This is a genomic window from Aquiflexum sp. (genome assembly GCF_041751335.1).
GTDB lineage: Bacteria > Bacteroidota > Bacteroidia > Cytophagales > Cyclobacteriaceae > Aquiflexum.
The window spans coordinates 1-21,279 of the sequence record NZ_JBGSXS010000302.1 but is presented as its reverse complement, the minus strand read 5'-3'; the positions used below and the strand labels follow the sequence as shown (position 1 = coordinate 21,279).

18 protein-coding genes are annotated in these 21,279 nt (G+C 38.6%); 9 read left to right on the top strand and 9 right to left on the bottom strand.

Annotated elements, in window-relative coordinates:
- The first annotated feature begins 74 nt into the window (after positions 1-74).
- Positions 75-1,289 (top strand): type IX secretion system outer membrane channel protein PorV, encoded by a 1,215-nt coding sequence (porV, locus tag ACEW8U_RS17030; protein WP_373523257.1) that lies wholly within the window; start codon positions 75-77, stop codon positions 1,287-1,289.
- The gene (locus tag ACEW8U_RS17025) at positions 1,286-2,557 is read left to right on the top strand and encodes a M16 family metallopeptidase (protein WP_373523256.1); all 1,272 of its coding nucleotides are present in this window, start codon (positions 1,286-1,288) and stop codon (positions 2,555-2,557) included. The genes porV and ACEW8U_RS17025 overlap by 4 nt, the downstream gene beginning before the upstream one ends.
- On the opposite strand, the gene ACEW8U_RS17020 is transcribed toward ACEW8U_RS17025, so the two are convergent.
- Complete coding sequence (locus ACEW8U_RS17020; protein ID WP_373523255.1) at positions 2,544-3,509, bottom strand: glycosyltransferase; 966 nt, start codon at positions 3,507-3,509, stop codon at positions 2,544-2,546. The genes ACEW8U_RS17025 and ACEW8U_RS17020 overlap by 14 nt on opposite strands.
- Positions 3,510-3,703: 194 nt before the next feature.
- Here ACEW8U_RS17020 and ACEW8U_RS17015 point away from each other — a divergent pair, with 194 nt between their 5' ends.
- Positions 3,704-4,309, top strand: a complete 606-nt coding sequence (locus tag ACEW8U_RS17015) for a YigZ family protein (protein ID WP_373523254.1) — start codon at positions 3,704-3,706, stop codon at positions 4,307-4,309.
- On the opposite strand, the gene ACEW8U_RS17010 is transcribed toward ACEW8U_RS17015, so the two are convergent.
- From ACEW8U_RS17010 to ACEW8U_RS17000, 3 genes are read right to left on the bottom strand one after another with little or no spacing between them, the layout of a single operon-like run.
- Positions 4,299-4,901 carry a 3'-5' exonuclease gene (locus ACEW8U_RS17010; protein WP_373523253.1) on the bottom strand — a complete coding sequence of 201 codons (603 nt, stop codon included), beginning with the start codon at positions 4,899-4,901 and terminating at the stop codon, positions 4,299-4,301. The genes ACEW8U_RS17015 and ACEW8U_RS17010 overlap by 11 nt on opposite strands.
- A complete protein-coding gene (gene nhaC / locus ACEW8U_RS17005; RefSeq protein WP_373523252.1) occupies positions 4,898-6,379 on the bottom strand; it encodes a Na+/H+ antiporter NhaC in 1,482 nt (493 codons plus the stop codon). The genes ACEW8U_RS17010 and nhaC overlap by 4 nt, the downstream gene beginning before the upstream one ends.
- A gap of 52 nt (positions 6,380-6,431) precedes the next feature.
- Positions 6,432-7,553: an NAD(P)/FAD-dependent oxidoreductase gene (locus ACEW8U_RS17000; protein WP_373523251.1), complete on the bottom strand. Its 1,122-nt coding sequence runs from the start codon at positions 7,551-7,553 to the stop codon at positions 6,432-6,434.
- A 123-nt stretch (positions 7,554-7,676) separates the two neighbouring features.
- Between ACEW8U_RS17000 and ACEW8U_RS16995 the strand changes: the two genes are divergently transcribed.
- The gene (locus ACEW8U_RS16995) at positions 7,677-8,156 is read left to right on the top strand and encodes a DUF962 domain-containing protein (protein ID WP_373523250.1); all 480 of its coding nucleotides are present in this window, start codon (positions 7,677-7,679) and stop codon (positions 8,154-8,156) included.
- Between the two features lie 78 nt (positions 8,157-8,234).
- A complete protein-coding gene (locus tag ACEW8U_RS16990; protein ID WP_373523249.1) occupies positions 8,235-10,247 on the top strand; it encodes a cation:proton antiporter in 2,013 nt (670 codons plus the stop codon).
- Here ACEW8U_RS16990 and ACEW8U_RS16985 read toward each other — a convergent pair.
- Complete coding sequence (locus ACEW8U_RS16985; RefSeq protein ID WP_373523248.1) at positions 10,244-12,529, bottom strand: patatin-like phospholipase family protein; 2,286 nt, start codon at positions 12,527-12,529, stop codon at positions 10,244-10,246. The two genes, ACEW8U_RS16990 and ACEW8U_RS16985, sit on opposite strands and share 4 nt — an antisense overlap.
- A gap of 121 nt (positions 12,530-12,650) precedes the next feature.
- On the opposite strand from ACEW8U_RS16985, the gene ACEW8U_RS16980 reads away from it, so the two are divergent.
- The 3 genes from ACEW8U_RS16980 (at position 12,651) to ACEW8U_RS16970 (ending at position 15,725) form a co-directional block, all read left to right on the top strand.
- Complete coding sequence (locus tag ACEW8U_RS16980) at positions 12,651-13,253, top strand: DUF4494 domain-containing protein (RefSeq protein ID WP_373523247.1); 603 nt, start codon at positions 12,651-12,653, stop codon at positions 13,251-13,253.
- Positions 13,254-13,332: 79 nt separating this feature from the next.
- Positions 13,333-14,469 (top strand): hypothetical protein, encoded by a 1,137-nt coding sequence (locus tag ACEW8U_RS16975; protein WP_373523246.1) that lies wholly within the window; start codon positions 13,333-13,335, stop codon positions 14,467-14,469.
- A gap of 209 nt (positions 14,470-14,678) precedes the next feature.
- The gene (locus ACEW8U_RS16970) at positions 14,679-15,725 is read left to right on the top strand and encodes a DUF4249 domain-containing protein (RefSeq protein ID WP_373523245.1); all 1,047 of its coding nucleotides are present in this window, start codon (positions 14,679-14,681) and stop codon (positions 15,723-15,725) included.
- A 6-nt stretch (positions 15,726-15,731) separates the two neighbouring features.
- Here the strand turns inward: ACEW8U_RS16970 and ACEW8U_RS16965 are convergent, their stop codons facing one another.
- On the bottom strand, positions 15,732-16,331 hold the full coding sequence (locus ACEW8U_RS16965; RefSeq protein ID WP_373523244.1) for a hydrolase: 600 nt from the start codon (positions 16,329-16,331) through the stop codon (positions 15,732-15,734).
- A 118-nt stretch (positions 16,332-16,449) separates the two neighbouring features.
- Here ACEW8U_RS16965 and ACEW8U_RS16960 point away from each other — a divergent pair, with 118 nt between their 5' ends.
- Positions 16,450-17,487, top strand: coding sequence for a PAS domain-containing protein (locus ACEW8U_RS16960; protein ID WP_373523243.1), 1,038 nt, complete (start codon positions 16,450-16,452; stop codon positions 17,485-17,487).
- Here ACEW8U_RS16960 and ACEW8U_RS16955 read toward each other — a convergent pair.
- The 3 genes from ACEW8U_RS16955 to ACEW8U_RS16945 all read right to left on the bottom strand — a co-directional run.
- Complete coding sequence (locus ACEW8U_RS16955; RefSeq protein ID WP_373523242.1) at positions 17,484-18,074, bottom strand: DUF2911 domain-containing protein; 591 nt, start codon at positions 18,072-18,074, stop codon at positions 17,484-17,486. The genes ACEW8U_RS16960 and ACEW8U_RS16955 overlap by 4 nt on opposite strands.
- Positions 18,075-18,268: 194 nt before the next feature.
- On the bottom strand, positions 18,269-20,029 hold the full coding sequence (locus ACEW8U_RS16950) for an efflux RND transporter periplasmic adaptor subunit (RefSeq protein WP_373523241.1): 1,761 nt from the start codon (positions 20,027-20,029) through the stop codon (positions 18,269-18,271).
- A gap of 364 nt (positions 20,030-20,393) precedes the next feature.
- A partial coding sequence (locus ACEW8U_RS16945; protein ID WP_373523240.1) for a TolC family protein occupies positions 20,394-21,279 on the bottom strand: 886 nt, incomplete at its 5' end.

Here is a 21,279-nt window from a genome sequence, read left to right as displayed (position 1 = left end):
TATATTTACAGGTTATTGCTCACTTCTGAAAAAGATGGTTCCTCAGACACCAAGAGCGGAAAAATTATTATTCAATGAAACTACAAATAAGAACCTTAATTGCCCCGACCATTTTTTCATGGTTTTTTCTTTTGTCCAATCTTTCTCAAGGACAAACAGGCCCGATAATTTCAGGACAAGATCCTGATAGAAGGGTGATTACCACCGCTGTGCCTTTTCTCAATTTCGCTCCTGACAGCAGACATTCTGCCATGGGTGATGCGGGGGTAGCTACCAGTCCGGATGCTTTTTCGGCACATTGGAATGCAGGTAAGCTGGCTTTTATTGAAGATGAAATGGGCTTCTCACTTTCATATTCCCCATGGTTGGGAAGATTGGTGAATGATATGTCGCTCAGTTATTTGACAGCCTACAAAAAAATCGATGAAGTATCTGCATGGGGTTTTGACATGAGGTATTTCAATATGGGAGACATTATCCAAACCGGCCTGCTGGGTCAGGAATTGGGAGAGTTTACTCCTCGGGAAATTGCCATTGGAGGAACATATTCAAGAAAACTTTCAGACAAATTGGGACTTGGTATCTCCGCAAGGTTTATCCATTCCAATCTTTCCGGAAATGTGTCTTCGGTGGGTGGTGCTGAAAGTAGACCGGGTATATCTGTGGGAACTGATGTTGGTATCTATTATAACACGGAAGTCTTATCCGGTGATAAAATTGGACTCTGGTCTTGGGGAGCAACCATTACCAATATTGGTCCTAAACTCACCTACAATAGTGCTGATGATTTGGATTTCATCCCGACAAATTTGAGAGTTGGTACAGCCTACATGATGAATTTGAATGATTACAATTCCTTAACGTTTACTTTGGATTTAAATAAGTTGCTTGTTCCTTCTCCTCCGATTTTTGCAACAGATGAAAATGGAGCCTTAATTCCTGATGGAGAGGGCGGTTTTGAAATTGAGAGAGGAAGAAATCCTGACAGGCCATTGCTTTCCGGTATCTTCGGATCTTTTAATGATGCTCCTGATGGTTTCAGAGAAGAAATGCAAGAGGTAATGGTTTCATTTGGTATGGAATACTTGTACAGTGAGACATTTGCACTTAGAGCTGGATATTTCTACGAAAACCCCAATAAAGGTGGAAGAAGGTATTTTACCATGGGTGTTGGAATTGTATACAAAGAACTTGGATTTGATTTTTCCTACCTCGTACCACAGCAACAAAACCATCCATTGGCTGAAACTTTAAGATTATCCCTTTCCTACAACATCCCCCGTAAATGATTTTAGATAGGTCAACAGCACCGGGATTTCAGATCCCAAAAGAAATAAGTTTTCCAACCCCAATAATCAGGACTCTTTCAAATGGAGTCCCGATTTATTTTATACCTACCCCTGAAATAGATGCCATCAAACTTGAAATCTGTGCAGATACAGGTTTGACAGATAAAAACTTTGACAAAAAACTAGTACCCTCCTTCACCTTGCAAATGGTGATGGAAGGAACCAAAACCAAAAATGCAGCTGAACTTGATGATTTTTTTGACACCTATGCGACAGAGGTAGAGCCACAATTGGGCTTTGAACATCAGGGGCTTTCACTCCTGACCACAAAAAAACATTTCAAAACAGTATTGCCTGTTTTCAGGGAATTGTTGACCGAAGCTGTTTTTCCAGAAAAAGAACTGCTCAAAAGAAAAAAACAAAAAGCCCTCAGCATTAGCATCCATAGAGAACAGAATGGGCATAGGGCGTCCTCATTGTTTAGAAAGGCATTATTTGGTGAAAATCATTCGTACGGCCAAATTGCTGAGGAAACAGATGTGGACTTGTTTGGAAGTGAAGACTTAGAGGAATACTATCACCATAAGCTTTGGACCAATCCCGAAATATTTCTAACAGGTAATATTGGAGAAGAGGAAATGAATGCTATTGTTAAGGCATTTGAAAATTTACCGGTCAGGTTAACTCCCCAATCCGATAGCGATCCTTTCAATATTCCATCCCATAAAATCCGGGAAGAAAAAGAGAAATCCGTACAAAGCAGTCTCCGGATTGGATGCCACATGATTTCCAAAACTCACCCTGATTACCACCATCTATTGATTTTTAACACGATTTTAGGGGGCTATTTTGGATGCAGGTTAATCAAAAATATCAGGGAAGACAAAGGCTATACTTATGGCATCAGCAGCAGCCTTGGAGGTTTGAAGACAGCTGACTACTGGATTGTCATGGCAGATGTGATCAAAGAATTTTCTAACAAGGTCATTGAAGAAGTGTACCATGAAATCCAAACCTTGCAAAATATACCTGTGCCAGTTGATGAAATGGAAACCGTAAGGAATTATATGGTGGGAAAATTGCTGACTCAATTCAGTTCTAGCTTTGATCTGATAGGGCGTTTTAAATCCATCCATCAGGCAGGTCTTGACTTTTCTTTTTTTCAAGCCCAACTCGAACATATACTCAGTTTCAATCAGGAAGTTATCATGGCTGTGGGTAAAAAATATTTCAAGAAAGAAAATATGGTTGAAGTTATTGTGGGCTGATTTTTTTCAGTACCGCATAAATGGTAGAAAAATCCCATCTTTTTTGACACCATTTTTTGTACCATTCAAATGTCTTTCCACTTGCATTCAATTCTCCTGCCAAAGCCAAAAATCCCTCTGCCACATCAAAATTGGCTGACCAAAGGGCATGTTTTGTTTCAAACATTACCCGTTGAAGTAATGCCTTATTCTCTTTGGGAGAACGGTTCATAGTTTTTATTTTTTGACATACCTTCAAAGTAGATGGCAGCATAATGGAGTTTCGAGAAGAATACTGTGTGGCAGCAAAAGATTTTGAATGAATCCTTTTTTTCACACCTATATGGTTGGAAAATACAAATGGGTATTTTCTTGCCAATCTGACCATGATATCGAAATCCTCATAACTCAGGTCCTCATCATATCCACCTTCTCTCCGGAAAAGATCTGCATCAAAAACCAAAGAAACTGAGGGAACAACATATTTTCTCACCAGATCTCTGTATATGTCCCCTACCCTAATTTTTTGTTTCAGCTTCCCTCTAAAATTCCGCTTATAAAAAGTGTTTTCATGTCCCTTTTCATCTATCAAAAGTACATCGGAAAAGCAACAAGCCGAACCCAAAAAATCCTGAAGCTTGATCACTGCTAACCTGATGTGGTCTTTTGTAAGCATGTCATCTCCGGAAAGGTCAACGAGGTATTTACCATTTGCCCGAGAAAATGCCTCATTGAATGACTTACAATAAGGAAGTGAACCTTCTCTAAAAATGACCTTAAGCGGGAAATCAAGATTATGCTTTGCTATCCAATCTTGAATGACCACAGGCGAAGTGTCGGAACTTCCGTTGTCCACTATTATCAATTCAATATTTGAATAATCCTGAGTTCTCACACTTTCCAAAGCAAACTTAACAAATTGCTTCTGATTAAATGCGGTGAGAATAATGGTGACAAGTGGATTCCCTTCCATAAATAAAAATGAATTTTTATGTCTTCTCAGCAGTTGATGTTTATCAAGTAAACAAAATCTAATTTACAGCTTTACTTGAATAGTTTTGTCATACTTTTTTTATTTGTTCATTAGGGAAAATACTGGAATATTAATTTCCGGTAGTTTATTTGTCCTGATATAAAAAATAGAATCCCTGTATCAAATTACAAACCTTGGAAAAAAAAGACACATACTTGACTCTTTCAGATAATTCAGAAGGACTTTACAAGGAAAAAGGAAGCAAATTCCTATCATTTGCGTTTCCTGTTTCTAACGAGGATGAGATAAAGGAAAAGCTCGATTTTCTAAGAAAAGAATATTATGATGCACGGCACCATTGTTACGCCTATATATTGGGCAAGGACAAAGTAATATTCCGTGCGAATGATGACGGAGAGCCCAATCATTCGGCAGGAGATCCTATACTCGGTCAGATCAGGTCTAATGAACTCACCAATGTACTGATTGTAGTTGTGAGGTATTTTGGAGGGGTAAAGTTGGGAGTAGGTGGATTGATTTCAGCTTATAAAATCGCCGCTGCGGAAGCCATATCAAATAATAATATAGTTGAGGCAATTGTGAAAAAAAAGGTCTTGCTTCAATTTGACTATTTGTCAATGAATGATATCATGAAAGTGATCAAGGATTTTGACCTAGAAATAATCAGCCAACATTTTGACAATAATTGTAAAATGTCATTATTAGTCAGGGAAGGGGTGTTAAATGAAATCAATTCAAAATTTGAAATTATGGAAGGTGTGGAAATGACTATTTATTAAAGGTTCCTTCCAGATATCCTTGATAGCTCAGTTTATTGAAAATTTCCAGACAGGCCCATGCATCCGTTGCAGCATAGAGCATTTGTTTCTCTGTAAGTACCTGTGCTTCCCAATTGGATACTTGTTCTGATTTTGAGATCCTGACATTTAGGACCATTGCAGCTAAGTTTCTTACACCTACATTTTCGAAACCCACTCTTTTGAGTTCCTCATTAAGATCATAAAAACTCTGAGGTGCAAATTTTTCTCTAAGCTTGCTGAGTGCTTTGAGATCATCTCTGACTGCAGCACCAATTTTGACAATCTGTTTTGTTTCAAGCAATTCTATGATGGAACCGGGCATGCCTATCTGATTGACCCTGATCAAAAATGCTATATCCTTAGTCGCTAATTGTAAAAGTGCAACCTGATGTTGATTGCCCTTGGTAAATGAAGGCCTGGTTTCAGTATCAAATCCTATAAGACTTTCTCCTGAAAGCACTTTGAGCACATCCACTATCTGAGTGGGCTTATTTACTAATACTATTTCTCCCTCAAACTGTCCCAAAGGCAAGTCCATGATTTCAGTTTTTGAGATTTTTTTTGGAATCATACCGCAAACTCCTTTTTAATTTCCAACATTTCCTCTTCACTATAAAAATTGATGCCCCATTTCAAATAACCGAATAAGATGGTCATAAATGGACTGATGATATTGAAAAAGCAATAGGGCGCATACGTCAAAGTGGCCACTCCCAAGACAGAAGCCTGAGTCGCACCACAAGTATTCCAAGGAATCAATACAGAAGTCACTGTCGCACTGTCTTCCAAAGTCCTACTGAGATTTTCAGGCTTCAACCCTCTTTTTCTATAAATATCCGCATACATTCTTCCTGGTACCAATATTGCTAAATACTGATCAGATGTCGTAACATTGAAGAAAACACAAGTCGCCGCTGTTGAGGCTATCAGAGAACCAACTGAATGGACTTTCCTGATTACCGCTTCTGCCAATACCCTTAACATTCCACTTTCTTCCATAATTCCTCCGAATGCCATGGCGCATACGATCAACCAAATAGTATTCAACATTCCTGCCATCCCTCTTGTGATCAACAATTCATTTACTACATCGTTCGAAGTGACAACACTTATTTGACCGTAAAGTGCCATCATGACAGCTTTAAAAGACTGGTATACCATACTTGAACCAGACTCATTGGCTATAAGTCTGATTACTTCAGGTTGGAAAATGATGGCAAAAACTCCCCCAAGAAGAGCGCCGGTGAGTAAAGCAGGTACAGCGGGTACTTTTTTGATAATCATTCCAATTACCACCAATGGGACGATAAACAACCAACCATTGATATTAAAATTTTCCAAAATAACAGCAGAAATCTCTTTGACCTGACCGACAGAACCTTCCGCGCCGGATGTAAAACCGATAATCCCAAAAATAATCAAAGTAATAATCATGGTGGGAAATGTAGTTTTGGTCATATGGCGGATATGGGTAAACAAATCTGTTCCAGCCATTGCAGGTGCTAAATTTGTGGTGTCTGACAATGGAGACATTTTATCACCAAAATAAGCTCCTGATATGATTGCTCCTGCGATTAAACCTTCTTCAAAACCCAATGCTCTTCCGATTCCAAGCAATGCAACACCCACCGTTGCAACAGTTGTCCAACTACTGCCTGTGGCAATCGACACAATGGCACTCACGATACAAGCCGCAATAAGAAAAATAGTGGGATTCAAAATCTGTAATCCATAATAAATCATGGCAGGAACAATCCCACTGATCATCCATGTACCGGCAAGAGATCCTATGAGCAGCAGAATTAAAATGCTTGACATGGCAGAGGATATGCTTTTGACAATGCCATCCTGAAGTATCTCCCATTTGATATTAAGCCTGAATACTGCTACCAAAGCAGCTACCGCAGATGATATGACCAATACCATTTGATTTGAACCTGAAAGTCCCTCTGTACCAAATATCCAAATATTGATGACCAGTAAAACAATAAGAAAAGCGATCGGAAATAATGCTTCTGGTATTGAGGGTTCCTTATGTTTATTTATCATCAAAGGTTATTTAGAAAATTTTAAAATTTGAATTTAGTGATTTTTTGGAATATTACACTTTTGATATTTGCGTTACCAAATCCCCTGCCGTCTCCCATCCTATGGCCACACCCATCCCTCCTAATCTGACAGCCAATCCAACATTCTTATTTATCATCTTCACTATAGGGGTTTTTGAACTGCCAAAGGCCATGATTCCGGCCCATTCCATTTCAAATTCAGGTGATGTTCCCGGAGTGATGATTTCACTATAGGTTTTTTTTAAATAATCTCTGATTTTATAATTAACAACCAAATCGGTGCTCTGTTCACCCTCGAAATCCATATTTCTTCCCCCTCCCAACAATATCCTATTGTCAACATTCCGAAAGTAAACATAGCCTTTATCAAAATGAAAAGAACCTGTCCAGGGAATTGTCTTGGGGAGTTTTTTGGTCACCATAACCAATCCCCTACCGGGCAAAATATCCAATTGAGGAATTAGACTTTTGGAAAATGCGTTAGTACAGACAGCTATTTTCTGTGATTTGAAAGTAATCCCACTTTCTCCGTCCCGCACAGTGACTTCACTCTTTTCAATATCCAAATGCTTGACTTCGGAACCAGTCAATATCTTTACATTCAATTGCTGACACCTATCCCATAACGATTGAATAAATCTTCCTGTATCCAATTCACCTTCATATTTGTTTTGGATTACTTTCAGGACATTTTTTGAAAATCCGAATTTTGAAATATCCTTTATTTCCTCAAAAACAGAATCCCCGAATAAAGGGAACAAAAGTTTATTGATCCTATCAAGTTGATTCAATTCAGCAATTTCATTTTCAGTTATCAATTCAAATCCACCTGTTGCCTGATATCCTAATGCCTCATCTCCAAACTCTTCTCTGATGGCACAAAGTCCTGAATATCTTTTTTTCACTAGATCGAGAACCTCTTGTTCAGTCTGGTGGTTAAGATCATCCAAAATTTCCGTAATACTCCCAAAACAGGCAAAACCTGCATTCTTGGTACTCGCTCCACTGGGAAACAATCCCCGCTCTAGAACCATTACCTTTTTATCTGAAAACTGTTTCTTGTACTGTATTGCGGCAGAAAGTCCTACAATTCCACCTCCGATTACAATCAGATCAAAATCCAAAAAGTGCTTCTTTTCCCAAAAACTTAACATTTATTTTTTCCAGATTAGAGATATTTGAGGCTATTTATTAATTTAATGCAGATATTCCAAAATTTGCTTATCTCTTTATTCTGACCCAATGATAATCCAGAACACTAAAACCCCAATGATACCATGAGAAAAATAGACGAACTTTTGTTGGAGTATGGCCAAAGCCATCAAAATGAAACAAACAAAACGATACATTGGATTTGTGTACCTGCAATCTTCTTCAGTATAGTGGGATTGGTTTACAGCTTACCATCAGAACAATTGTCAGGTATGTTACCTTTTTCACAAGGTTTTGCAAATTGGGCAACTATAATTTTGATTTTGGTCCTCTTCTACTATGCCTCCTTATCCCTTCCATTGGCCTTAGGCATGTTTTTTTTCTCTGCACTCTGTATTGCTTTGGCCAATTTAATTGATCTGATATCGCCGGTCCCTTTATGGGCTGTGAGTTTGATCATTTTTAGTTTAGCTTGGATTTTTCAATTTTACGGACATAAGATAGAGGGTCAAAAACCTTCCTTTTTCAAAGACCTTCAATTTTTGTTGATAGGTCCGGCTTGGTTGATGCATTTTATTTATAAAAAGCTTGGGTTGGCTTATTGATTTCTAATAAATGGGGTTTATTAAAATCTGAAATTGTATTTTTGGCCTTATTCAATTCAATCACAATACCTTTCTTTTATGTTATCTTTCCTTCTAGCTTCAGTTGAATTGCCAATGTTATCAGATATAGTCCTGATTTTTGGACTTGCTACATTGGTGATTTTGCTCTTTATGAGGCTTAAAATCCCCACCATCATCGGGTTTTTGTTTACCGGTGCGATTGCAGGGCCTTATGGTTTATCGTTGGTCCAGGCTTCTACCACAGTCGAGGTTCTTTCTGAAATAGGAGTAATTCTTTTGCTTTTTGTCATCGGAATGGAATTTTCCTTAAAAAGTCTTCTTTCTATAAAAAAAGCGGTTTTTATAGGCGGGTCATTGCAGGTCTCCATTACTATTTTGGTCACTACTTTTATTTCCTATTTTTTGGGTTTTGATTGGAATGTAGCCGTTTTTATCGGTTTTCTTTTCTCTTTAAGCAGTACTGCTATTGTACTAAAGCTTTTACAGGAAGGAGGACAGGTCAATACCATTCCCGGCCGGACCACTTTGGCCATTTTGATTTTCCAGGATGTGGTAATTGTACCATTGATGCTGTTCACTCCGATGCTTGCGGGAGAGAGTGACAACATTGCCTTGTCGCTGTTCTTGATGGCAGTAAAAGGAGCTTTGGTTATCTTGATTACCATCGTCAGTGCCAAATACCTTGTGCCCAATCTCTTGTTCAGGATAGCGAAATCCAAAAATGAAGAATTGTTTTTATTGAGTATTATAGTAATCTGTTTCGCTGTTGCCTATCTGACTTCCTTATTGGGACTTTCTTTGGGTTTGGGAGCATTCTTAGCAGGACTAATCATCAGCGAATCCGATTATAGCCATCATGCTACTGGAAAAATCCTTCCATTTAGAGAAGTATTCCTTAGCTTTTTCTTTGTTTCTGTGGGTATGTTGTTTGACATTACTTTCCTGTTTTCCCACATTTTTGTCATCATCGGACTGACGCTTCTGACATTTGTCGTCAAGTTTGTAATCGTATCCATATCTGTAAGGGCAATTGGACAGGGATTTAAGGAAGCATTTATGGTTGGCTTTTCGATTTTTCAAGTCGGTGAATTTTCGCTTTTACTGGCCAAAGTAGGGATGACATATAGTTTGTTTGATGATGAAACCTATCAGTATTTTCTGGCGATTTCTATCATGACCATGGCTGTTACTCCCTTTATTCTGAAAAAAAGGGAAGAATTGGCTTGTGGGATTCTCAATTTACCCTTGCCCAGCAGACTGAATAAAAGGTTTGGAAATGAAAATATTCCTGAACCTTCATTGGAAGATGAAACCCTGAAGGACCATCTGGTGATCATTGGATTTGGACTAAATGGACGCAATCTTTCCAAGGCCGCAAAATCAGCGGATATCCCCTATGCCATTATTGAAATGAATCCAGAGACGGTGCGGGCAGAGGTATTGAAAGGAGAACCTATTATGTATGGTGATGCTGCAAATGAATCCGTACTTGAACACATACAGATACACAAAGCAAGAGTGGCGGTTATAGCCATTTCCAATGCCGATGCTACAAAAAGAATTATTGCTACCATCCGACACATCACTCAAAATCCTTATATCATCGTAAGAACAAGATATGTCAATGAAATGGAAGAAAACCGTAAACTCGGTGCTGACGAGGTTATTCCTGAGGAATTCGAAACCTCGATTGAAATATTTAACAGGGTCCTTCACAAATATCTTGTAGCTAGACATGATATAGAGGAATTCACCGCTGATGTCAGATCGCATAATTACCAAATGTTCAGGGGCACCACAGATGTAACTTCTAGGTTTAAAATAGATTTGCCTGAAATTAATTTCGTAAGTATCAAGGTTGAAAAGGACACTGGATCTTTCATTAATATTTCGATCAAAGAAGCCCGAATAAGGGAGGTAGCCGGGGTAAATGTAGTAGCTATCAAAAGAGGTAATAAAACCATCACGGAAATCACCGGTGACCAAAAGCTAAAGCTTGGGGACACTGTCTATGTGGTGGGAAAAATGGAAGCAATCGAAGCATTTCAAGAAGAATTAGAAGTGAATTAAGGCGTAAATAATTTCAAGCGCTTTATTTTCTCCAATGACAGCCTGTTTTGGGGGCTTTTGATATTGTCAATGATGGATTTTTTCTCTCTCGCTGTCAACCTCCAATTTAAGGATGCACGTTGGATATCCTGATCGATTGGGCTAAAAGGCCCCAATTGATCGGCCAAACCTCGATCCCGAAGGTATTGCAAAGTTGAATACTCAAATTCAATCCTTTCCAGCTCAAAATCCATGGTTTCTTTCATCCTCGTAAAAAGCACCTCATTGTTCAGCGTCTGTACATTGTCCCAATTGATGTAAATATTTTTGACAGGGGTAAACAGTTTCTCCAAAAATCTCGGTAAGGTCTTTTGCTCGATTTCAGTGAATTTTTCAGAATCCCTGATCGTGATCAAAACAACCCCCGAAGTGTTTTCCATAATCCAATCTTTGAAAATATACATGAACCGCAGGGCATCCTGAACGCCAAAATTATCTGAAAGCCCCGAATCCATGGTATGCATTTGAGGCTTGGATGGAAGTTGAATGTTTGGTGTGATAAAAGGGAAAGTGGCCCCCATCCTAAGACCGCTAATAAACCTTAAATTTTTTGCTTGGTGGTCTTCAAACATTCTCTGAAAATCAATGGATTGACTTTTTTCATCAAATCCCTCGGTACGGTCCAAGGAAATACCCATGTAGGACATGGAATAAGGTGCAATGATCAATTTTCTGCCATCATTAGTGATCAATGGTGTAATGGGCAGCATCGGTATCTGACTTTTATACTCGGGTTCCAGATAATCCGAAATCGTCTTATCCATTACTTCTCCCGTATTGATATTCAATTGACTTTCAAAAGCAAATCCCCTGTCTTTGAGGTATCTTCTCCCGTTATATTCAAAATATTGATTCCTGATCAATAGGTCATTTACCAAAAGGGTGAAGATAATAGGGTTGAGGTTATCAGCAGAAATCTGATGAAGATACTTTTCATCCAAATAATGAAACTTTGGATCATCTTGATATCTCAAATATAGTTCTCTGAAAAATGCAGCTCCAATCACGCCACCTGATGCCCCACTGATCATTTGTGTATGACGAAAAAGCTGTCTACCTGAAGCCTCTTCAGCTTCTTGAAGTACTTTAAGCGTCCATAAAGCTGCCCTTTGCCCTCCCCCACTGACAGCCACAAAGACCATTTTAGGTTTTTCACTTTCTGGGAACTTTTTTCGCCAATTTTCCAGAATTTCCAAGGTAAAATTTTTATCCTTTTCCACACTGTCTCTATGGAGTATTGCCTGCAAATTATCTAAATTATAGGCAGCAGGTACCTTGTCGTAATCCAAACCAAATGCAGTATGGGGTCTGTTCAGCCATGCTGTGTTTGACAGATAATTGAAAAGCAAAAAAACTCCCAATACAACAGGAGTTGCCCATTCTCTCAACCAAAAAGTGACCGCCCCGACAAGCATAGTCAAAATGGAGAATAGCAACATTCCACTGGCTGCTGCTGGAATTTGTAATAAGGGATTTTCTCTAAAAAATCCCATTATCAATATCAAGCTGATCAGAACAGTCTGGATAAGAAACATATTCAAATGATTTTGATCAAATACCCGAAGCAATTGATGGGCTTCAAACCTAGAGAGGTCCTGGCGGATTTCCTTAAACCTAAAACTGATATCCAGATAATCTACCACCTTATCTTTTTCCTTTTGACTCTCTTTGATTCTCTTGAGCATATTTGCTCTTGGAAGTTTGGTTTTTCTCAACCTCTTTTCAACACTTCCGGCAAACAGGATAAAGAAATCTTTGTTGGTGAATCCAAAATATAAAAACATTAGGGTGTAGGTTAAAATAGTCCCACCCGAAAATCCTAAAAAATAAGTAAGTACAATCCAATTGCTTTCATGTTCATTATCCAATTGAAAGTTAATAAAAGCAAATAGAAAAAGGATATAAAACACGAGTGGAACGATCGAATTATTGAGGCAGAACTGTACAAAGGGCCTTGGGATGACAGCCAAAAACTTAAATTTTGCCCCATCCAAAATATAACAGGTCATGTGGAATGACATGGTAAAAACCCCCAAGGCTACCCCTATAAAGAAAAATCCTTGCCAGGACACCCTGTTGAGGTATTCGGGATCCAGCAAAAGGTATGGCAAACCAATGACCGTACCAAAACTTTGAAACGTAATCAACACCAAGAGGATCCATGGGGATAATAATAACAGGTTTTTCCTAAGGTGTAAAAACAATAACTGAACCGGAAAGCTATAGATGATTTTTTGCCACATTTGATTTTGATTCCTTCAAAATATACGTGATTTTTTAAAAGATTTCTAAATCAATATTTTTTCATTGTTGCTTATGCCAATAACCATTACCTTCGCTGCTCTAATAAAATGTTGATCAAGTATGAGGATTTGGTTTTTGTGTAAGGTTAAATACGCTAAAGAAAATGAGCAGGGTTTGCTCAAAAATGTTTCAGAACAATACCTGGTAGATGCGGTATCATTTACCGAAGCTGAGGCCAGGATATATGATATGCTGGGTTCTGTGATCAGAGGTGATTTCCAGGTGACCAACATCAGCAAAAGCAATTTTGTGGATGTTTTTTTCTTTGAAGATATAGACATCTGGCACAAGTGTAAGATCAGTTATATAGTAGCCGATGCGGATAGTGGCAAAGAAAAAAAAGTTACCCAATTTATGTTAGTGACTGCCCATGATGTCAAAGAAGCTTATGACCGTATCCATGAAAGCCTGAGCAATATGCTGGTTTCATTCAGGGTTCCTGAAGTGACTGAAAGTCCCATAATTGAGGTTTTCCCTTATGAAAAAGATGACGAAGAATTGCTACCTCCTCCTCCTTCCCACCTCAAATCATTGAATGAAGTGAAAGCGGAACAGGAAAGAAGGGAAGAAACGAGGGAAGCCAATAAACCGTCTGAAGTCGATCGCTTTTCTGAGGAGGAAGAGGAAGCAGAATTGAGAGAATATAAGGAAAAAGCAGACTAAGGCTTTTTCCTTTTCAAAAAAAGAATTTAGTTTTTCTGAATTATTCAATTTATCTTTATTAAGTAAATGAATGAAGGCTATGAAAAATCACTGGTTCTTGTATATTCTAATCTTGTTTAGTGTATCATGCACTGATCCACAGGATCCAAAGATTGAGCCTGAGAATTTCGAAAAAGTAGAGGGTAACTCACATATCAATGATTCAAAAATATTTGGTCTGCAAGTCGAAGGTGATCGGCTTTATTTACTGAGCGAACTGGTTCCAGGTTATATTGATGCTTCAGGTAATATCGTCGCCACTTGCTGCTTTTTGGGGGGATTGAGTTTGAATTTTGAACCTTCTTTTTCAGATGATTATATGGTGAGGCCAATTGAAACGCTAAACGGTTTTATATTTTTTCCAAAACGAGGATTTGGAAATCCTTTGATCATGAATCTAGAAGATGCAATCGGAGCAGCTGTCAATGGGGGAAGGATATTTGCAGATTCAAAATCCACAGCATTTATTATGAATAGAAATTTTGCTTTGAACGGAAATACCTTAATTTTCAATATATTGATAGATGGTGAACTAAAAATCGCAATGTCAGATCTGGAATTTGACGAAGGGTTCAACTTGGTCAGGGCTGTCAATTACAAGATTTTTGAGCCTGTATCGTTTGGACTTGATCCGCAGACCAAAGACCTCATGATAAGAAGTATACAAAATACAGGAAACCAATGGATTGCCCATATTACAGCAAATAGTGAGGACATTTCCTCAGGAAAAACATATCTTATCGGTAAAGATTCAAATATCATCGGTATGGATAGTCCTACAGAGGGAGATCCTGAATTTAGGTTTTTTGATTATACAGTTGACCAATCTGGAGGATTTCTGATATCCGAATCCCATGTTGGCAGAATTTCTTATTCTGCAAACTCCAGCTTCAATAACCCAAAGTTTATTACGGAATTAAATGCCCCTTTGAAAATTTCTGCTTTATCAGATAAGGCAGTTTATTTTGTCCCGGGCGCAGGTCAGATGACTGCAATAACCAACTACCTTAACCCAACCTCAAACAACGTTCTAACCTTTGAGCTTGACCGCACAGGGTTAGAGGCAAATGCAATATACAGCATTAAATTTTTTCAAGGAAAGGCATATATTGCCACAGATAATGGGATCTTCAGTAAATCTTTAGATAACTTTTGGGAAGAAGTTAGAACTAACTAATACAGCTGGGTTTGACTAAATTCTTGTTTTTCTATGACTCGTAAAAATCATGGGTTTTAAAGAAATCTAATTAATTGCCTTTTAGTTGTTATTTTTTATTTTTACAAAATCTAGTCAAACTGGAAAATAACTGCACATTAGAGTTCAATGAATAAGGTTTTCTTTTGGAGTTTTAGGAAATTGGTCCGGATAGATTTTAGATAGTACATATGAAAAACCGGATTTTAATATTCTGCATACTGATTACTTCTTGTATAGACCCCTATACCATAGAAGCACCCGAGGGGGAAAGTATGCTGAGTGTGGAAGGCAATATTACCGATGGACCTGGACCACATATCATCAAGGTAAGCAGGACTGCCACTTATGGAAGCGTATTTGTTGATTTTATCAGACCGGTTGTCCAAGCAAATGTGGCGATCCGAGAATTTGAAACAGGTCTTATGATTTTTCTAAATGAAGTCCGGGGAGGGGTTTATGAAACTCCCGCAGGCTTCAGTGCTACAACAGGCAACAGCTATTCCTTATTAATCACTACTCGGGAAGGTTTGGAATATACTTCATTTCCTTCCAAAGCCAATAAGGCGCCCTCTCTGGATTCGCTAACTTATCATACCATAACCATCCCTTCCAAAGACAGGCTTAATCCCAGGTCAGGGATAAAGTTGGTTGCCCACTTCAGTGATCCCTCTGATGATAGGAATAATTATTTTTGGAACATCAAAAACGCAGTTTCCACTGTAGAGACTTATCCTGAATTTTACAAATCACCAAGAAAATTACCAACCGATCCTTATGAACCAAAAGAATGTTGCAAGTATTGTGATGTACCGGGTTTTACTGTTTCCCGCGGGCTTTTTCTGGAAGATGACACCAACTTCAATGGTCTCAGAACAAGCCAAACTGCGGGTTACATAGAAGACGATGGTTATAGATTGGCTTTTAGATACAGGTTTGACTTTGAGCAAATGGCCATATCGGAAGAGACATTCAGATACCTGAGGCTGGTCAATCAGCAAATGATACTAACAGGAAGTGTTTTTGATCCACCGCCTGCCAATATCAGAGGAAATATGATCAGTATTACCAATCCTGATGAAACGGTATTAGGCCATTTTTTTGCTGCCGGGATATCTAGTAAAAAGGTTAGTTTACGAGGATCTGAATTGAACCTTTTAAAGTTTCAGCAACCGTTTAATGATGATTGCAGGGAATTGAGGAATGCGGTGGTTTCTGATGATTGGTTTGAAGATTAATTTCTATCACGCTCTTAACTGATTATCAATCACAAATCGGATTAAATCATCCATAGAAATACCAGCTTTTTCAGATGCATCTGAAATATCCTCCCGACTGACCTGTGCAGCAAAGCTTTTATCCTTCAGTCTTTTTTTGACTCCTTTGATTTCCATGCCTTCATAGCCTTGGGGCCTCATCAGGGAATATGCATGGACAAAACCGGATAATTCATCAAAAGCATATAGCATCTTATCCATTTCCGAAACCGGTTCTACCCCAAAATACCTTGGGCCGTGACTGGCAATTGCTCTTATGATTCTTGGATCAATCTGCCTTGATTCAAGTTCCTCAATGATTTTCCTACAATGATTATCTGGCCATTGATCCCAATCTGCATCATGAAGCAGTCCGGATACATGCCACATGAGCTGGGTATCTTCATCATATCCTTTCGACTTAGCAAAAGCTTTCATCAAGTGTCCAACCTGTTGCATATGAAAAAGTAGTTTTTCATTCTTGACCCAATCATTTAAAAGCGCCATAGCATCATCTTCGGAGATGATTTTGCCTAAATTTTCCTGATTTCCAAATTCATTTCTATTGAGTAGATAAATTGATTCCATAATTGAATTTTAATTTTAAACCTTATTTTTTGCTTTTTATATTATTATTTATGTTCTTTGTTAATCTAAATATTTTTACATAATCGCGCAAAACAAAATAATATCAGCCTATTAAACTATGAAAAATATTTTTCATAATTCTGACTATTTCTATTTTATCCATTTGGATGGTGATGGAAATATTTTGGACAGCAATAAACATCTTGAAAAAGAGTGTTTGTTTCTGAAAGCTGGCATTTTGGGAACTTCATTTTCTGAACTGGTTTATTACAAAGACTTTTCAAACTTTGAATTTTTGCTCAAAAAATCACTGGAAAATGGTGACCGGAAGTTTATTCTAGATCTTAGAAAAGTCAAATCAGATGGAGGCGACTTTTATTGGACAAGGTGGGAGTTTTCCATAATCATCGAGAAAGACAATAAATTTCATCTGTACGGTGTGGGCCATAAAATCTCCTCCAAAAATGAGAAAATAGTCGAATTCCCTGAAACCGTCAATGACCTTCATGCCAAAAACGATCTGATGGAAGGATTGTTGGAAGATAACCTGATTGGATTCTGGATTTGGGATATTGCAAAGCAATCTGACAAGTTAAGCCTCTCACTCAATGAGATGTTTGGATATAATCCCTACCTGAACGGCAACTCCCAAAAAAATGTCAAATGGAAAAAACATGTCCATACATCCGATAAGCCAAAAGTTGAGGCTGAGTTAAAAGAGCATTTTGAAAGTTTAGGTAAAAATCCTTTCCACAGTGAATTTCGGATCAAAAACAGACACAAGAAAGATGTCTGGGTATTGGGATATGGAAAAGTGATCAGATGGGGAAACCTTGGTCAGCCCTTGGTGATGGCAGGTTGCTTCTTCGATATTTCAGAAAGGAAGAAATCCGAAAATCTCATCCAAAAACAAAGCCAATACCTCAAAACCGTTACATTCAACCAATCGCATTTGATGAGGTCAAAACTGGCAAATATCATTGGTATCCTAGAAATCATTGATCCTAAAAGTCCACCAATAGAGACTGCCCATTTTTTGAAAATGATCAAAACCGAAGCAAAAAAACTGGATGAAGAACTTAGAAAAAGTATTTCCGATTCAAACAGCTTCGATTTAAATCCTTTGGTTGGCAAAGAATCATCAGGGTTGATTTAAAGAGATGTAAACGGGATTTGAATCTCAATTCCGCTCCATTGGAACACAATCTGCCCCTTCTTACCTCCCAAATCGGCTACTTTGAAATTCAACTGTTCAACAGTATTTTCCAACTTTTTGGGAATCACTTTAGTTCTCAACACATCTTCACTTTCATCATAGTCATCAGCCAAATGCTGTTCCCAATTTTTATTAATGATAACCACCCATTCATTCTCCCCTGGAATCGTAAAAAGGGCATATTTTCCTTTAGGAATAGTTTTCCCGTCAAGTAGGATGTCTTCAGAAAATGAAATACTGGTAGCCGAATGTGCACCTGTAACCCATACTTCATCAAAGGCCACCAATCCACCAAATACCTGCCTACCCCTAACACTAGGAGCGGAATAATCGATATGGACATGGTTAGATCCAATATTGGCCATAGTGGCAGTTCTGGGACTCTTTGAAGCTACTGTTTCTGAAGGTGCAGCATGGTCATGATGAGCATGTCCATTTGAATCATCCACTTTCTCTTCTTGCTTATTTGAAGAACAGGCAATGATGATTAATGAGGGAAGGATGATTAGATATTGTTTGATTTTCATATTTGTGATTTTGTTTATTGTTTATTTTAGAAATATACTTCGTGAAATAAGATTGATATATGCCTTGGGCGAAATATTATTGATCTTCATTCATTTATTTAGAAAATCTCAAATGCTTAGGTAAATGAATGATATATAAGATTATTTCTATTTTATTTCGACCTAGGCATATTTCTATATATTTCAATTAAAGATTAATGCTGATGACCCACGGGTACATCCGGCTTACTTCCAGATTCTGAAATCACCCTTTTCCCCGGCTGATACGTATCTTTTACTTCTCCACAGGTCAACATCTTATCTCCAAAGTAGGGATTGCGGATTTCTTTTTCACTGCTAAGCCAGTATGCCCCCTTATCCCGGAAAGCCATCGGGCAATATTGTCTGTAAACAGTATTTTCAACAACTCCAAAATATTCTACCGCTTCGATCAGGTTGTCAGACAAAATTTCAAAATGCTTCCTTTGTTCTTCCACGTCCTTTGTTTGGGCGATTTGGTCCAAGCTGCTCTGAATAGGCTTTAAAAGTCCCATCCAAATATCATGAGCCTTGCTTTCCAAAAGCTTCATATCTACTTTTGTCAAACTGGATTTAGCTGGACTGATGGTTTTCCGGGTAGCCTCTGCATCGGTTTTCACCAAGGCATCTTTGATTGGAAGATAGCTTTGCACAAATGCAGTCAATTGCCTTCTAAACTCTTCAGGAGTTTCCAATGACTTGACCTCAGGTCTATTCATCATACTGTAATTCCCACTCAACTGAGCCGCGGCATCTATTGCAAACACACCATTGCTGACTACTTCTTCCCCAGCTTCCAAACCGGATAAAACAAGGTAATCCTCTCCAACTCGACCACCTATTTCAATCTCACGCATTTCAAATGCTGGTGCATCCCTGTTGCCTTTTTGAACATAAACAACAGACCGTGGACCGGTCCAAAGAATAGCTGTTTTTGGAATCATCAAACCTGATTGTCCGGCTTGAGATGTAGAAATAGTAGCAGAGACGAACATCTCAGGCTTCAATTCAAAATTACGGTTGACCGCTTCTGATCGAATGCCTACAGTACGGGTATCAGGATTCAACATTGGATCAATAAAAGTGACTTTGGCTTTGAATTCTTTCCCTGGATAAGCAGACACTTGAAAACTTAAATCATCACCTTTTCGGATTGCTCCCAAATCAGATTCATAAGCATCTAACATCACCCATACATTACTTAAATCAACAATTTCGAACATAGCCGTACCTCTACTTACAAAATCCCCAACTGCTATATTTCTTGCAATCACTACCCCTGCAACATCCGCAAAAATATCAAACTGAGTATCTACTTGACCGGAACTTTCAATAGCTGCAATCTGCTTTTCTGAAATTTTCCAAAGCCTTAGTTTCTCCTTTGTTGCTTCGTATAGTGCAGGCTGACGGTCCTTGATTTTTGCTGTTTCCAAGAGTTCTTTTTGTGCATTAACCAGCTCAGGGGAATAAAGAGTCGCTAACTTCTGTCCTCTTTGAACTTCCTGACCAGTGAAGTTGATAAACAATTGATCCACCCTACCTGAATAGTTTGCAGTGAGGCTTTTTACACGCTGCTCGTTTGCTTGGATTTTTCCCGTCAAGGTAAGTTTCCCTGAACCCGAACCTGATTTCACCCTAGTCGTTTGCACATTGGAAAGCGCAACTGCTTCAGGTGTAATTTCCATAATAAAGGGACTGGATTCACCGCTTTTTTTATTACTCACTGGTGTGAGTGCCATGCCACAAAGCGGGCATTGGCCTGGTTCATTTTGACGTATTTGAGGATGCATAGAGCAGGTATATTCCACTCCCTCTTCGTCAATGTGGGTATGTTCCTCGGCAGGGTGTTCTTCGCCCCCTCGGATAATCCAACCTACTATGGCACCAAAGAATAGGCAACCGATTATGATGATAAGTATGTTTCTTTTTGTGTTCATTTGTTTTTAGATATGAGACATGAGACGCAAGACATGAGACTTGTCATCCTGATCTAATTTATATTTTTTTTTATGACTAACTTTGTTGTTTTTGTTCCTGTCTATTCCTGAAATTACTTGAAACTTTTTAATCGTTTTTTATATCTTCCGTGCCTTTGGCACTTCAGAATCAATGCCTAATTTTTGATCCTGGCAATAAATTACCGTGCTATTATTTCGGTCATTCCTACGGCATTTTTAAACCTAAGCCCCCTTTATCAATTATCTCTCATTTCTCACTTGGTTCTTGATATTCAGCCTTTCACTACTTGCAGCCCTTTCATACCTCTTTAATCTTGAGTCTTACGTCTAACGTCTTATGTCTTCAAAATCCCACCAATGTTTCCAACTTAGCAAAAGCAATTTCCCTCTCAATTCTCGTATTTAAAGCATTGAGTCTAAAATCCAGTAGTTCACGCTGAATATTCAGGAGTTCTTCGAAGGAACTGCCTTCTGCGGCGTAAGATGTGACGGACAGTTCCATCGTTTGCTCCATCAGTTCAATTTGGTCTTCCAAGAGTTCGACTTTTCTTTCTGCATCTTTGATGGATGCAAGGATGCTTTCAAACTCAGTTTCCAAATTTCTTTTCAAATCTTCCTTTTGGCTTTCATTGCCTTCCCAATAAAGCTTGGATTCTGTTTCCATGGCTTTGTATTTTTTGCGATAGATCGGCAGAGTCATCGTTGCCATAGGCATCAACATATTGTTGCCCATTCCAGCGGGCATATAGTCCATCCCATTCATTCCACCGGGGACTCCCGCTTCTGGTCGTGAAGAAAACAACATGTAATTTAAGCCCAAACCAAACATAGGCTTACCTTCCAGTTTGGCCATTTCCCCTTGCTTTTGATATGCCAATCCTTCTTTTTCCAGCATCAACAACATGGGGTTGGTTTCCAAAATATTTTCCAACATGGCCACTTCCCAACCCATATCTTTGTGGGTTGAAATGTTGGTTTCAAAATTTACTGACTCGTATTTATCCCTTCCTAATAGTTGGTTAAAGCGAACCAATAAAGGTCTCTTGTCTACCTCCAACTGTTGTAAGTCAGACTCCATTGCCTTGATCTGAACTTGCAGTCTCAGCACATCTGTCAACTTTCCTGATCCAGACCCTGAACCCATGGAGGATCCAGCAGATGATTGATTCATTCCAGATGATCCTGCGGAACTTCCGCTTCCCATTCCCATTCCATCTCCAGAACCATTT